The organism is Aquabacterium commune (assembly GCF_004362855.1).
Lineage (GTDB): Bacteria > Pseudomonadota > Gammaproteobacteria > Burkholderiales > Burkholderiaceae_C > Aquabacterium > Aquabacterium commune.
Map to the genome: position 1 here is coordinate 220987 of NZ_SNXW01000003.1, position 12991 is coordinate 233977.

The following is a 12991-nucleotide window of genomic DNA, read 5'->3' on the forward strand; positions in this document are numbered from 1 at the left end:
AGAACCCGCAAGCCAACACCCGTATATTAGGACAAAACGGCGCGCTGCCGCAGCGATTCGTAGAGGCAGATGGCGGTGGCCGCCGCCACATTCAAGGACTCCTCGCCACCGGGCTGGGGAATCGTCACGGTGAGGGCACAGCGGGCCTGCAGGGCCTCGCTGACACCCTGCCCTTCGTGTCCCATCACCCAGGCGCACGGGTCGGGCAGTTGCACCCTGGACACCACGTGCTCGGTGTGCGAGCTGGTGGCCACCAGGGGCACTTGCAGCGCGGCCAGGTCGTCGGCATCCAGCTGTTCGACGAGGTTCAGCGCGAAATGCGCGCCCATGCCGGCGCGCAGCACCTTGGGGCTCCACAGACCGGCCGTGCCCTTGAGCGCCAGCACCTGCTGCACGCCCAGGGCCGCCGCGCTGCGCAGGATGCTGCCGACGTTGCCGGCGTCTTGCAGGCGGTCCAGCACAACGGTGCGGGCCGTGGCGTGGATGGCTTGTGCACTGCATTCGGCGCTGCCGGCATGCGCCGCCAGCGGCAGCAGGTAGCCAATGCGCGCAGGCGACTCCAGGCCGGTGAAGGCCTTCCACAGCGCCTCGGGCACCACGATGACCTTGTCGGCAGCCCGCGCCAGGCGGCTGGCCAGGGCGGCCCGCTCGTCATCGCCCGTGGCCGTGCCGTGCTCGCCGATCCAGGCGCTGTCGGCCACGATCGCCACTGGCACCGGCACGCCGCGCGCCAGGCAGGCCGAGCAGAGGTGATCGCCTTCCAGCCAGACCTCGCCTTGCTTGCGGTAGGCCAGGGCGTCCTGGGCCAGGCGGCGCAGGCGCTGGATCAGTGCGTTCTCGCGGGAGGTGATCGACTGGATGAGGGGCATGGCGCAGGGCTCGGCAAGGCGTTCAGCGGCGCACGGCAGGCACCGGCAGGCTCGGGTCGGGCACCAGACCCAGCACCACCTTCACCGGGCCGAAGCTGCGCCGATGGTGGGGCGTGGCGCCATGCTGGCGCAGCGCGGCGATGTGGTCGGCCGTGGGGTAGCCCTTGTGGCCATCGAAGCCGTACTGCGGGAAGGCCTGGTGCAACTCGTCGCACAGGCGGTCGCGGTGCACCTTGGCCAGGATGGACGCCGCCGAGATGGCCTGCACCTTGGCATCGCCCTGAACGATGGCCTGGGCCGGCACGGCCAGCGGTGGCACGCGGTTGCCATCCACCTGGACCAGGGAGGGCTTCAGCCGAAGGCCTTCAACGGCCCGGCGCATGGCCAGCATGGTGGCGTGCAGGATGTTGAGCTGGTCGATTTCCTCGACCGAGGCCAGCGCGATGCTGCAGCACAGGGCCTTGGCACGGATCTCATCGAACAGGCGTTCGCGTTGGCGGGCACTGAGCTTCTTGGAGTCGGCCAGGCCGGCGATGGGGTTGAGTTCGTCGAGGATGACGGCCGCCGCCACCACCGGGCCGGCCAGCGGGCCGCGACCGGCCTCGTCCACCCCGGCCAGCAAGCCCATGGGCGAGACGGGGCAGAGCAGGTCCAGCTGTTGCTCGGCGGCCAAGGGCGGCACCACGGCCACTTGGACGCGTTCAGCGCGCTTCGAGGACTTGGGCGATGGCATCGGAGGCTGCGCGGGCGGTGTCACGCCGCAGCAGGTGGTGCATGTCGAGGAAACGCTGCTGCACCGAGGCGCAGCGCGCAGGGTCGTCCAGCCAGGCCAGCACATCCGCGGCCAGCTGCGTCGGGTTGGCGTCGTGCTGCAGGCGCTCGGGCACGACGAAATCGCGCGCCAGGATGTTGGGCAGCCCCACCCAGGGCAGGTAGCCCATGCGCTTCATGATCTGCCAGCTCATGGGGCTGAGCTGGTAGGCGATCACCATGGGGCGCTTGAACAAGGCGGCCTCCAGCGTGGCGGTGCCGCTGGCGATCAGGGTGACGTCGCAGGCGGCCAGGGCCTCGTGGGATTGGCCATCGAGCAAGGTCAGTGGCGCGTCAGGCGCATGCGCGTGCACCAGGGGCTCGACCAGCTCGCGCAGGCCAGGCACCACGGGCAGCACGAAGCGCAGGTCGGGGCGTTGCCGAGCCAAGCTGGCCACGGTTTGCAGGAAAACGGGCGCGATGTGGCTGATCTCACCGCGGCGGCTGCCGGGCAGCACGGCCAGCAGGGGCACGCCGTCGGCCAGGCCCAGCTTCTGGCGGGCGGCCGCACGCGGCACCTCCAGCGGGATGGTGTCGGCCAAGGGGTGGCCCACGTAGCTCGCGGCGATGCCAGCGTTCTGGTAGATCTGCGGTTCGAAGGGGAAGAGGCAGAGCATGTGGTCCACCGATCGGTGGATCTTGTGGATGCGCCCTCCCCGCCAAGCCCAGATCGAGGGGCTGACGAAGTGCACGGTCTTGACGCCCTCGGCCTTCAGCCGCGCTTCGAGGCCCAGGTTGAAGTCGGGTGCGTCCACGCCGATGAACAGGTCTGGCTTGTCGGCCAGCAGGCGGTCGCCCAGGCGTCGGCGGATGGTCCAGATCTCACGGAAACGCCGCAGCACTTCCATGTTGAAGCCATGCACCGCGAGCTTGTCGTGCGGCCACCAGGCCTCGAAGCCCTGGGCGGCCATCTTCGGCCCGCCGATGCCCTGGGCCGTGAGCTCGGGCCAGCGCGATTTCATGCCGCCGAGCAGCAGCCCGGCCAGCAAGTCGCCCGAGGTCTCGCCAGCGACCATCGCCAGCCGAGGCGCGGAGGTGCTCATGCGGTGTGCATCCAGCGTCTGGGCCGAGCTCAGCGGACGATGCCGCGCTGGGCACCGGCCAGGAAGGCCAGCATCTTGTCGATGTCGCCCAGCGCCCCGTCCGCCTGCGCCTCGGGCGTGGCCTTCAGCGCGGTGATCTCATCGACCGAAGCGGCCAGCGTCAGGCCCTTGCGGTAGAGCAGCTTGTACATCTGCTTGAGCAGGCTCAGGCGCTCCACGCTGTAACCACGGCGACGTGGCCCCTCCTGGTGCACGTTCTGGGCTTCGGCGGGGTTGCCCGCGGCCACCACGAAAGGCGGGAGGTCCTGCGACAGGCGCGTCTGGAAGCCCAGCATGGCGAAGTCGCCGATGCGCACGAACTGGTGGATGCCGCTGATGCCACCGATCAGGGTGAAGTCGCCCACCGTGACGTGGCCGGCGAACTGCACCGAGTTGGCGATCACGTTGTGGCTGCCGATGACGCAGTCGTGCGCCACGTGCACATAGGCCATGATCCAGTTGTCGTCACCGATCTGCGTGATGCCCTTGTCCTGCACCGTGCCGGTGTTGAAGGTCGTGAACTCGCGGATGGTGTTGCCGTTGCCGATGACGAGGCGCGTGGGCTCGCCCGCGTACTTCTTGTCTTGCGGGTCGGCGCCCAGAGACGCGAACTGAAAGATGCGGTTGTCGCGGCCAATCGTGGTGTGGCCCTCGATGACCGCGTGCGCGCCGATCGTCGTGCCCTCGCCGATCTCAACGTTCGGGCCGATCACGGTGTAGGGGCCCACGCTCACGCCATCGGCCAGGCGGGCTTGGGGGTCAACGAGGGCCGTCGGGTGGATGCTCGCCATCGTCGATCAGCTCACCTTGCGCTTGGTGCACATCAGCTCGGCCGACACGGCCAACTCGCCGTCCACCAGGCCTTGCGCCGTGAACTTGTAAATGCCGCTCTTGACGCGGTCCAGCGTCACGTCGAGGATGAGCTGGTCACCCGGCTCGACCGGGCGCTTGAATCGCGCGCCGTCGATGCCGACGAAGTAAATCACCATGTTCTCGTCCACGCCGTCGCCGGTGCTCTCGAAAGCCAGCAGGGCCGCGGCTTGGGCCAGGGCTTCCAGCATCAGCACGCCCGGCATGACCGGGCGGTGGGGGAAGTGGCCCTGGAAATAGGGTTCGTTGATGGAAACGTTCTTCAGCGCACGGATGCGCTTGTTCAACTCCAGCTCCAGCACGCGGTCCACCAGGAGGAAGGGGTAGCGGTGCGGGAGTTTTTCCAGGATCTTGTGGATGTCCATCAGCTTTTCACTTGCTTCTCTAAGGTGCGGATGCGGTCGCGCAGGGCGTGAAGCTGCCGCAGCGTGGCGGCGTTCTTCTCCCAGCTGGCGTTCTCGTCGAACGGAAAAACGCCGCTGTACTGGCCCGGTTGGTGGATGGACCGCGATATCAGGGTGCCGGAGGACACGTGCACATTGTCCGCCAGCGTGAGGTGTCCGAGGATCATGCCGGCGCCGCCCACCGTGCAGTGCTTGCCGATGCGGGCGCTGCCGGCCACGCCGACGCAGCCGGCCATGGCCGTGTGTTCGCCGATGTGCACGTTGTGCGCGATCTGCACGAGGTTGTCGAGTTTGACGCCATCCTCGATGACGGTGTCGTCAAGGGCGCCGCGGTCCACGCAGGTGTTGGCGCCGAGCTCGACGTCATCGCCGATGCGCACGGCACCGAGCTGTTCGATTTTTTCCCAGCGGCCCTGGTGCGGCGCAAAGCCGAAGCCATCGGCGCCAATGACGACGCCGCTGTGGAAGATGCAGCGCTCGCCGACCACGCAGTCGAAGCCGATCACCACCTGGGGCGCCAGGCGGGTGTGGGCGCCGATGCGGGCGCGTTCGCCGACGCTGCACTGCGCGCCGATGGTGGCGTGGTCACCGATGACGGCACCGGCCTCCACCACGGCCAGCGGGCCGATGCTCACGCCCTGGCCGATGACGGCATCGGACGACACCACCGCGCTGGGGTGAATGCCCGCAGGTGGACGAGGTCGGACCTGGGCACCCCACCAGCGCGTCAGCGCGGCGAAGTAGCGGTAGGGGTCGGCGGTGACGATGCAGGCCGGCAGAGCCACGACATCGTCCAGCACCGCCGGGCTCAGGATCACACAGGAAGCCTGGGTGCCAGCCAACTGGCTGCGGTACTTGGGGTTGGCCAGGAATGCGAGGGTGCCCGGCTGCGCGGTTTCCAGCGGCCCGATGCGCTGGATGGTGGAGGCGGCGTCGCCGCGCAACTCGGCGCTCAGGCCGCCATGCTCGGGCAGCGCCAGGGCGGCCACCACCTGCCCCAGCGTGACGCTCAGCGTCGGTGCGTTGGGGGTGGCGGGATGTGCATGTGCGGTGGTCACTGGGCGATCACTTGCCGTCACTTGCCGTCACTTGCCTGACCCGGCGTTCATCGCCTTGATGACCTTGTCCGTGATGTCCACCTTGGGGCTCGCGAACACGGCTTCCTGGACGATCAGATCGAACTTTTCCTGGTCGAAGATCTGTTTGACCACGCGGTTGGCCCGGTCAAGCACCGCGGACAACTCTTCGTTTTTGCGCTGGTTGAGGTCTTCCTGGAACTCCCGGCGCTTGCGCTGCAGGTCGCGGTCCTGCTCAACCAACTCGCGCTGGCGGCGCAGGCGTTCGGTCTCACCCAAGGTGGCGGCGTCTTTTTCGAGACGGTCAGAAGCCGTCTTCAGGCGACCCTCGCCGTCGCTGAGCTCTTTCTCGCGGCGGGTGAATTCGCTCTCCAGCTTGGCCTGGGCCGTCTTCGCCGCGGCCGCATCACGCAGCACGCGGTCCAGATTGACAAAGCCGATCTTGATTTCCTGGGCTTGTGCTGCGAGCGCGCTTGCCAGCAAAGCCACGGCCACCAGGGTCTTGTGCATCGAGGTCATGGTCAGAAAGCCGTGCCGATCTGGAACTGAAGTGACTGGATTTTATCTTGATCGAAGGACTTCACCGGCTTGCCGTAGCTCAGCTTGAGCGGCCCCACAGGCGATACCCAGCTCACGCCCAAGCCCACCGAGGCGCGGAGCTCGCGGAACTTCATGGTTTGCTGCTCGCCCCACACGTTGCCCACGTCCATGTAGCCGAACAGGCGCAGGGTTCGGTCGTTGCCCGCACCAGGGAAAGGCACGTACATTTCGGCATTCACATTCACGCGCTTGTTGCCGCCGATGTAAGCGCCCTCGATGTCCACCGGACCCAGTGAGTTCTGCTCGAAGCCTCGCACCGAACCCAGGCCACCGCCGTAGAAGTTCTTGAACACAGGATAGGGCTTGCCTTGCAGGCCACGGCCATAGCCAAACTCACCGTTGATGCCCAGGGTGTAGCCCTTGGTGATCGGGAAGTACTGCTGGACCTGGAAGTCACTGCGCAGGTAACGGGTGTCACCCAGGAGGCCGTTTTCCAGGTTCACACGCAGGTAGCGACCATTGCTGGGCGCGATGGTGCTGTCGCGGGAGTCGCGGGCCCAGCCTGCCGTCAGAGGGATCGAGACCACGCGGTCGCCGAAATTCTCGCGGAACAGGCGATAGCTGACGGGCAGGCCGGTCGAGCCCTTGATGGCGGTGGACTCAGCGCCCAGACCAAAGAACACCGTGTCGAACTCGGTGAAGGGCACGCCGAAACGGATCGCACCGCCGGCCGTTTCGATGCGGTAGTTGCCACCCTGCGTGTTCAACGGTCGCGAGGTGCGGAAGAACACGTCATACGAACGCGACACGCCGGAATCGGTGAAATACGGGTCCACGGTGCTGAGCACCAGGGTCCGGTTGAACTTGCCCGTATTGACTTCCACGCCGAGGTAGTTGCCGGTGCCGAAGACGTTGTCCTGCTTGATGGACGCCGACAGGGTGAGCTTTTCGGCCGACGAGAAGCCCGCACCCAGCATCAGGTTGCCGGTGGGCTTTTCCTCGACGGCGACGGTGAGGTCCACCTGGTCCACGGTGCCAGGCACCTCCGTCGTGTCCACGCCCACGTTCTTGAAATAGCCGAGGCGGTCAACCCGGTCGCGGGAGAGCTTGATCTTCTGGCCGTCGTACCAGGCCGACTCGAACTGGCGGAACTCACGGCGGATGACTTCATCGCGGGTGCGCGAGTTGCCGGCCACGTTGACGCGGCGAACGTACACGCGGCGCTGCGGCTGGGCCACCAAGGTGATGAGCGCCTGGCCCTTCTCTCGGTTGAGCTCCGGGCGGACATCCACCCGCGCAAATGCGTAGCCATAGGTCGCGAAGCGGTCGGTGAAGGCCTTGTTGGTGGCCGCCACGGTATCGGCCTGGTAGGGCTCACCCACCTTGATGCCGATCAGCTTGCGGAAGGTGGCCTCCTTGCCCAGGTACTCGCCTTCGAGCTTGACGCCGGTGACGGTGTAGAGCGGGCCTTCGATGACGTTGATGACCAGTGAGATGTCTTGCTTGTCTGGCGAGATGGCCACCTGGGCAGACTCGATGCGGAATTCGAGGTAACCGCGGTTGAGGTAGTAAGACTTCAGCGTTTCCAGGTCGGCATTGAGCTTGGAGCGTGCGTACTGGTCGGACTTGGTGTACCAGCTCAACCAGCCGCCAGAGGTCAGGTCCAGCTGCGACAGCAGCGTGCTCTCGGAGAATGCCTTGCTGCCCGTGATGCGGATGTTCTTGATCTTGGTGACCTCGCCTTCGGTGACGGTGAAGGTCACGTTGACGCGGTTGCGCTCGGCCGGGGTGATCGTGGTGACCACCTCGGCACCGTACAGGCTGCGCGTGAGGTACTGTCGCTTGAGCTCTTGCTCGGCTCGGTCGGCCAGGGCACGGTCGAAAGGCTGGCCTTCGGCGATGCCGACGTCCTTCAGGGCCTTGACCAGCGCGTCCTTGTCGAACTCCTTGGTGCCGACGAATTCGACACGGGCGATGGCCGGACGCTCCTCCACGACCACCACAATGACGTTGCCATCGACCTCGATGCGCACGTCCTTGAACAAACCCGTGGCGAACAGCGCGCGCAGGCCTGCGGCACCCTTGTCATCGGTGTAGGTGTCGCCCACACGGAAAGGCAGCGAGGCGAACACCGTGCCGGCGTCGGCGCGCTGCAAGCCTTCCACACGGATGTCCCGCAGGACAAAGGGCTCGACCGCCCAAGCGGCCTGGAACACGGAAGACGCCAGCAAGGCGGCGAGCAAGGTCGGCTTGAGGCGGACGGTCATGGAAGGGATGTGCATGTGAAAGATCATGGCGCGCCCAGCAGGCGCGCGAAGTCGTTGTACAGGGCCAGGGACATCATCAACAACATGATGGCAACCCCACCCCGCTGCAGACGTTCAAGCCAGCGATCGGAGACAGGCCGGCCCGTGACACTTTCAAAAAGATAATACATGAGGTGCCCGCCATCCAAGACGGGCAGCGGCAGCAGGTTGAGCACGCCCAGGCTCACGCTGACCAGCGCCAGAAAGCCCACGTAATAGACCCAGCCCAGTTGCGCCGACTTGCCCGCGTAATCGGCGATGGTGATCGGGCCACTGAGGTTCTTGATGGACGCCTCGCCCACGAGCATCTTGCCCAGCATGTCCAGGCTGAGCGTGGCGACGTCCCAGGTTTTGGCGACCGCACGGGTGAGGCCTTCGACAGCACCGTAGCGCACTTCGGTCACGGCCACCGGCCCGCCCAAGCCTGCCTCGATGCGGGGCAGCAACTTGCCTTGCACGTCCTTCATCACGGGCTGCAGCGTCACCTCTTGCACCCGGCCAGCGCGCTCGATGCGCACCAGCAAGGGCTGGGGCTTGCCCTGCACGGCGCTGTCGCGGATGGCCTGGCGCAGCTGGCCAGCGTCATAGACGATCTGGCCATTGACCAGCAGGACGCGGTCGCCCTGGCGCAGGCCACCCTTCTCGGCCGGGCCACCGGGCACGACCTGGGCCACGACGGGGTCGGCGTAGGGGCCGCTGAAGCCGAGGCGCTCCAGCAAGCCGTTGTCCACCTCGGATGCGGGCACCGAGGACAGCGCCAGCGACACCGTGCGCTGCGCACCCAGTGCGGCACTGTCCGTGGCGCGTGCGGCCACCTTCAGCTGCACATCCTGGCCCTTGACGGCGGCGCGGGTGAACAGCCATTGCAATTCGGTCATGGAGCGCACGGGCACCCAGTCGTCCGACTGGGCGGCGCGCAGCGCCACGACCTCGTCGCGCGAGGCCAGGCCCGCACGCGCAACCATGCTGTCGGCACGCGGCTGGGCCATCCAGGGGCGCACTTCCTGCACACCCGCCCAGTTGACACAGGCGTACAGCACCACGGCCAGGACCAGGTTGGCCAGCGGACCAGCCGCCACCACAAAGGCGCGCTGGCGCAGCGGCTTGCGGTTGAAAGCGCGGTGGCGCTCAGCCGGGTCCACGGTGCCTTCGCGCTCGTCGAGCATCTTCACGTAGCCGCCCAGCGGCAAGGCCGAGAGCACGAATTCGGTCTCGCCCCGGGTGTGCGACCACAGCACGCGGCCAAAGCCCAGCGAAAACCGCAGCACCTTCACGTCGCAGGCCACCGCAGCGCGGTAGTGACCGTACTCGTGGATCAGCACAAGCACGCCGATGGTCACGAGGAAAGCGATCACGGTCATGGGTTTACTCCTTCAGGCCAGCCCTGGGGGCGGGGAATGCTCACACTGCGCAGACAGGCTGCCATCAGGCCGGGCCACCACACCCTGCGGCCACGCCTTGCGCCACGCGCCGGGCATCGGCGTCCAGCGCCAGCAGGTTCGCCACCGATTCTGCCGCGCCTGCGGGCACCCGACAGTCTGACAGGGTCTGGGCATTGACTTGGTGGATCTGGTCGAAACGGATGCGGCCTTGCAGGAAGGCTTCCACCGCGACCTCGTTCGCCGCGTTCAGCACACAGGTGTGCCCCGGCGCGGCCAGCAGCGTCTCCCAGGCGAGTTGCAGCCCCGGGTATCGGCGGGCATCCGGGGTGTCGAAGGTCAAGGCCTTGAGCTGGGTGAAGTCCAGCAGGTCGGCACCCGATTCGATGCGCTGCGGCCAGGACAAGCCATAGGCGATCGGCACCCGCATGTCGGGCGTGCCCAGTTGCGCCAGCACGGAGCGGTCACGGCACACCACCATGGAGTGGACGATGCTTTGCGGGTGCAGCACGACCTTGATCTGCTGCGGCGTCAGGCCGAACAGCCAGCGCGCCTCGATGACCTCCAGCGCCTTGTTCATCATCGTGGCCGAATCCACCGAGATCTTGCGTCCCATGACCCAGTTGGGATGGGCGCAGGCCTGGTCGGGCGTGATGCTGGCGAACGTGGCCGGGTCGCGGTCGCGGAACGGGCCGCCCGAGGCGGTCAGCACGATGTGATCGACGCGTTGCGCCCAGGTCCTGGGGTCTTCCGGCAGGCACTGGAAGATGGCCGAGTGCTCGCTGTCGATGGGCACCAGCGTGGCGCCGCCCTCGGCCACGGCCTGCATGAACAGGCCACCGCCCACCACCAAGGCTTCCTTGTTGGCCAGCAGCAGGCGCTTGCCCGCACGGGCTGCCGCCAGGCATGGGGCCAGACCGGCAGCACCCACGATGGCGCCCATGACGACGTCCACATCGGCGTGCGACGCCACATCGCACAGCGCTTGCTCGCCTTCCAGCACCTCGGTGGGCAGGCCAGCCGCCCTCACCTGCTGACGCAGCTCGGCGGCCTTGGCCACATCGGGCATGACGGCAAAGCGCGGGCGCCACTGCAGGCACTGCGCGAACAGCTCCGGCACCCGGCTGGCACCGCTGATCGCCCAGACCTCGAAGCGGTCGGGGTGGCGCGAGATCACGTCCAGCGTGTTGACCCCGATGGAGCCCGTGGCCCCCAGGATGCACACGCGCTGGCGGCGGTCGTTCAGAGTCGCAGTCATCGGCACAATCATTGGCACAGCGTCAACCATGGCACAGCGTCATCAGGGCAAGGGAAACGGGCAACACGGGCAAGAGTGCATCGATGCGGTCCAGCACGCCACCATGGCCAGGCAGCAACTGGCTGCTGTCCTTGGCGCCGGCCTGCCGCTTGATCAAGGATTCGAACAGGTCACCGACCACGCTCAAGCCAGCCAGGGCCAGCAAGGCCAGCACCATGCCCGGCACGCCCAGGCCCCATTGCAAACGGCTGTAAAGGCTCGGGGAATCGACGGCCCATTGCTGGTCGACCACCAGCCAGCCAGCGGCCAGCAGCAGCACGGCAGCCATGCCGGCCACCACCCCCTCCCGGCTCTTGCCGGGGCTGATGCTGGGCGCCAGCTTGTGCTTGCCGAAAGCGCGGCCACCAAAGTAGGCACCGATGTCGGCGCCCCACACCAGGCAGAACACCGACAGCAGGTAGTTCAGGCCCTGCGCTCTGCTTTCGACCAGCGCCATCCAGGCCAGCACCAGCAAGGCCAGGCCCAGCAAGCGGCGCACGCCTTGCGGCACCTGCAGCCAGTGCGTCGGGCCCCAGCGCAAGGCCAGCGCACCACCCACCACCCACAACAAGGTCGAACCCAGCCACACCTCGGCCGGGGCAATGAAGCCCACCAGCGCATGGCCGGCCGCGTGGACGTGTGGCGTCACGCCTTGGGCAACGTTGCCCCACAGCGGCAGGTGGAAAGCATGGGCCACGTACACGCAGGCACCGGCCACCGCAGCCCCCAGCAGCCACGCACGGGCGCCTGGCGCCTCGTTCAAGCGCGACCACTCCCAGCCCGCCGCCGAGATGAACACCAGGGTCAGCAGCGCAAAGGGCCAGGCGGCCTCCGCCAGCAAGGTCGGCAGGAGGATGGCCAACAGGATCAGGCCCGTGATCACACGTTGTTTGAGCATGTCACTCCTTGGGGATGAGGTCGGCGCCAATGGCACCCTCGCCTTCGCCCGAACTGCCCACATCGCCAAAACGGCGCTCACGGCGGGCAAATGCGGCGATGGCGCGGTCCAGCTCGGTCGCATCGAAATCGGGCCAGAGGCAGTCGGTGAAGACCAGCTCGGCATAAGCACTCTGCCACAGCAGGAAGTTGGAGAGCCGAACTTCACCGCCCGTGCGGATGAACAAGTCGGGGTCCGGCGCATACGCCATGGCCATGTGGCGAGACAAGGCCTCTTCCGTCAGTTGCGCTGGCGACAAACCCGCCGCCACGGCCTTCTGGCAGGCCTGCACAATGTCCCAACGTCCGCCGTAATTGAAGGCCACCGTGAGCGTCAGGCGGCTGTTGTCCACCGTGTTCGCCTGGGCGTCCAGCAAAGCATTGCGAACCTTCTCGGACACACTGTCCAGATCGCCCACGATGCGGATGCGCACACCATCGGCCTTCAGCCGCGTGAGGTGTTTGGACAGCGCCACCAGCAGCAAGCCCATCAGGCCGGACACCTCTTCCTCGGGCCGCTTCCAGTTCTCCGATGAGAACGCGAACACCGTGAGGAAACCCACGCCCCGGTCGGCCGCCGCCTGCACCACCTTGACCAGCGCATCCACGCCCGCCTTGTGGCCAACCCCGCGGGGCATGAAGCGTTTGCGCGCCCAGCGGCCATTGCCGTCCATGACGATGGCGATGTGGCGGGGGATCGGGTCCGGCGTGCGTGCGTCTGCCATCGGCTTACAGGGTGTCAGTGCGTGCGAGGGCCACCTGGAAGGCGGCCCACAAAAACAGCGAGGCGGTCATGCCGCCCCGAGAATCTGAGAACCAGGCCGCGTCAGACGGCCATGATCTCGGCTTCTTTGACCTGAACCAGCTTGTCCACTTCCGCGATGGTCTTGTCCGTCAGCTTCTGGATGTCGTCCTGCGAACGGCGGTCGTCGTCTTCGGTGATTTCCTTGTCCTTGAGCAGGCGCTTGGCGTGGTCGTTGGCGTCGCGGCGCAGGTTGCGGATGGCGACCTTCGCGTCTTCGCCCTCGCCCTTGACGAGCTTGGTGAGTTCGCGGCGGCGCTCTTCCGTCAGGGCGGGCATCGGCACACGGATCAGGTCACCCTGCGCAGCGGGGTTCAGGCCCAGGTCGGATTCGCGGATGGCCTTCTCGATCTTGGCGCCCATGCCTTTTTCCCACGGCTGCACACCGATGGTGCGCGCGTCGATCAGGGTCAGGTTGGCGACCTGGCTGATGGGCACCAGGGAGCCGTAGTAATCGATCTGGACCTGGTCGAGGATGCCAGGGTGAGCGCGGCCGGTGCGGACCTTGGCCAGTTCGCTCTTGAAAGCCTCGATGGACTTGAGCATTTTCTGCTCGGCGTTTTTCTTGATGTCAGCGATGCTCATGGGAAGCTCCGTGCGTGGTGCGATGCGCTCTCACC

13 protein-coding genes are annotated in these 12991 nt (G+C 66.8%); all 13 read right to left on the bottom strand.

Features of this window, described 5'->3' with window-relative positions:
* Window positions 1-26 precede the first annotated feature (26 nt).
* On the bottom strand, window positions 27-869 hold the full coding sequence (locus tag EV672_RS07180) for a TrmH family RNA methyltransferase (RefSeq protein WP_133607747.1): 843 nt from the start codon (window positions 867-869) through the stop codon (window positions 27-29).
* Between the two features lie 22 nt (window positions 870-891).
* On the bottom strand, window positions 892-1497 hold the full coding sequence (gene rnhB, locus EV672_RS07185; RefSeq protein ID WP_424923127.1) for a ribonuclease HII: 606 nt from the start codon (window positions 1495-1497) through the stop codon (window positions 892-894).
* Window positions 1498-1570: 73 nt separating this feature from the next.
* Window positions 1571-2722, bottom strand: coding sequence for a lipid-A-disaccharide synthase (gene lpxB, locus EV672_RS07190; protein WP_133607751.1), 1152 nt, complete (start codon window positions 2720-2722; stop codon window positions 1571-1573).
* A gap of 29 nt (window positions 2723-2751) precedes the next feature.
* Window positions 2752-3552, bottom strand: coding sequence for an acyl-ACP--UDP-N-acetylglucosamine O-acyltransferase (lpxA, locus tag EV672_RS07195; RefSeq protein ID WP_133607753.1), 801 nt, complete (start codon window positions 3550-3552; stop codon window positions 2752-2754).
* A 6-nt stretch (window positions 3553-3558) separates the two neighbouring features.
* Window positions 3559-3999, bottom strand: coding sequence for a 3-hydroxyacyl-ACP dehydratase FabZ (gene fabZ / locus EV672_RS07200; protein WP_133607755.1), 441 nt, complete (start codon window positions 3997-3999; stop codon window positions 3559-3561).
* Complete coding sequence (gene lpxD / locus EV672_RS07205; protein ID WP_424923128.1) at window positions 3996-5048, bottom strand: UDP-3-O-(3-hydroxymyristoyl)glucosamine N-acyltransferase; 1053 nt, start codon at window positions 5046-5048, stop codon at window positions 3996-3998. Before lpxD ends, fabZ begins: the two co-directional genes overlap by 4 nt.
* Window positions 5049-5120: 72 nt before the next feature.
* On the bottom strand, window positions 5121-5630 hold the full coding sequence (locus EV672_RS07210) for an OmpH/Skp family outer membrane protein (RefSeq protein ID WP_422187447.1): 510 nt from the start codon (window positions 5628-5630) through the stop codon (window positions 5121-5123).
* Window positions 5631-5632: 2 nt separating this feature from the next.
* A complete protein-coding gene (gene bamA, locus EV672_RS07215) occupies window positions 5633-7933 on the bottom strand; it encodes an outer membrane protein assembly factor BamA (protein ID WP_243738570.1) in 2301 nt (766 codons plus the stop codon).
* An 8-nt stretch (window positions 7934-7941) separates the two neighbouring features.
* Complete coding sequence (rseP, locus tag EV672_RS07220; protein WP_133607761.1) at window positions 7942-9318, bottom strand: RIP metalloprotease RseP; 1377 nt, start codon at window positions 9316-9318, stop codon at window positions 7942-7944.
* A gap of 64 nt (window positions 9319-9382) precedes the next feature.
* A complete protein-coding gene (gene ispC, locus EV672_RS07225; protein WP_133607763.1) occupies window positions 9383-10594 on the bottom strand; it encodes a 1-deoxy-D-xylulose-5-phosphate reductoisomerase in 1212 nt (403 codons plus the stop codon).
* A gap of 22 nt (window positions 10595-10616) precedes the next feature.
* Entirely contained in the window at window positions 10617-11531 is a 915-nt protein-coding gene (locus EV672_RS07230) for a phosphatidate cytidylyltransferase (RefSeq protein WP_133607765.1), read from the bottom strand.
* Between the two features lies 1 nt (window position 11532).
* Complete coding sequence (gene uppS / locus EV672_RS07235; RefSeq protein ID WP_133607767.1) at window positions 11533-12294, bottom strand: polyprenyl diphosphate synthase; 762 nt, start codon at window positions 12292-12294, stop codon at window positions 11533-11535.
* A 101-nt stretch (window positions 12295-12395) separates the two neighbouring features.
* On the bottom strand, window positions 12396-12956 hold the full coding sequence (gene frr / locus EV672_RS07240) for a ribosome recycling factor (protein WP_133607769.1): 561 nt from the start codon (window positions 12954-12956) through the stop codon (window positions 12396-12398).
* Window positions 12957-12991 lie beyond the last annotated feature (35 nt).

Excerpts from the sequence above, each read along its gene's own strand:
- EV672_RS07180 (WP_133607747.1), bottom strand. The coding sequence starts at position 869 with ATGCCCCTCATCCAGTCGATCACCTCCCGCGAGAACGCACTGATCCAG.
- EV672_RS07210 (WP_422187447.1), bottom strand. The coding sequence starts at position 5,630 with ATGACCTCGATGCACAAGACCCTGGTGGCCGTGGCTTTGCTGGCAAGC.
- bamA (WP_243738570.1), bottom strand. The coding sequence starts at position 7,933 with ATGCACATCCCTTCCATGACCGTCCGCCTCAAGCCGACCTTGCTCGCC.
- lpxA (WP_133607753.1), bottom strand. The coding sequence starts at position 3,552 with ATGGCGAGCATCCACCCGACGGCCCTCGTTGACCCCCAAGCCCGCCTG.
- lpxB (WP_133607751.1), bottom strand. The coding sequence starts at position 2,722 with ATGAGCACCTCCGCGCCTCGGCTGGCGATGGTCGCTGGCGAGACCTCG.
- frr (WP_133607769.1), bottom strand. The coding sequence starts at position 12,956 with ATGAGCATCGCTGACATCAAGAAAAACGCCGAGCAGAAAATGCTCAAG.
- rseP (WP_133607761.1), bottom strand. The coding sequence starts at position 9,318 with ATGACCGTGATCGCTTTCCTCGTGACCATCGGCGTGCTTGTGCTGATC.
- rnhB (WP_424923127.1), bottom strand. The coding sequence starts at position 1,497 with ATGGGCTTGCTGGCCGGGGTGGACGAGGCCGGTCGCGGCCCGCTGGCC.
- uppS (WP_133607767.1), bottom strand. The coding sequence starts at position 12,294 with ATGGCAGACGCACGCACGCCGGACCCGATCCCCCGCCACATCGCCATC.
- ispC (WP_133607763.1), bottom strand. The coding sequence starts at position 10,594 with ATGACTGCGACTCTGAACGACCGCCGCCAGCGCGTGTGCATCCTGGGG.
- EV672_RS07230 (WP_133607765.1), bottom strand. The coding sequence starts at position 11,531 with ATGCTCAAACAACGTGTGATCACGGGCCTGATCCTGTTGGCCATCCTC.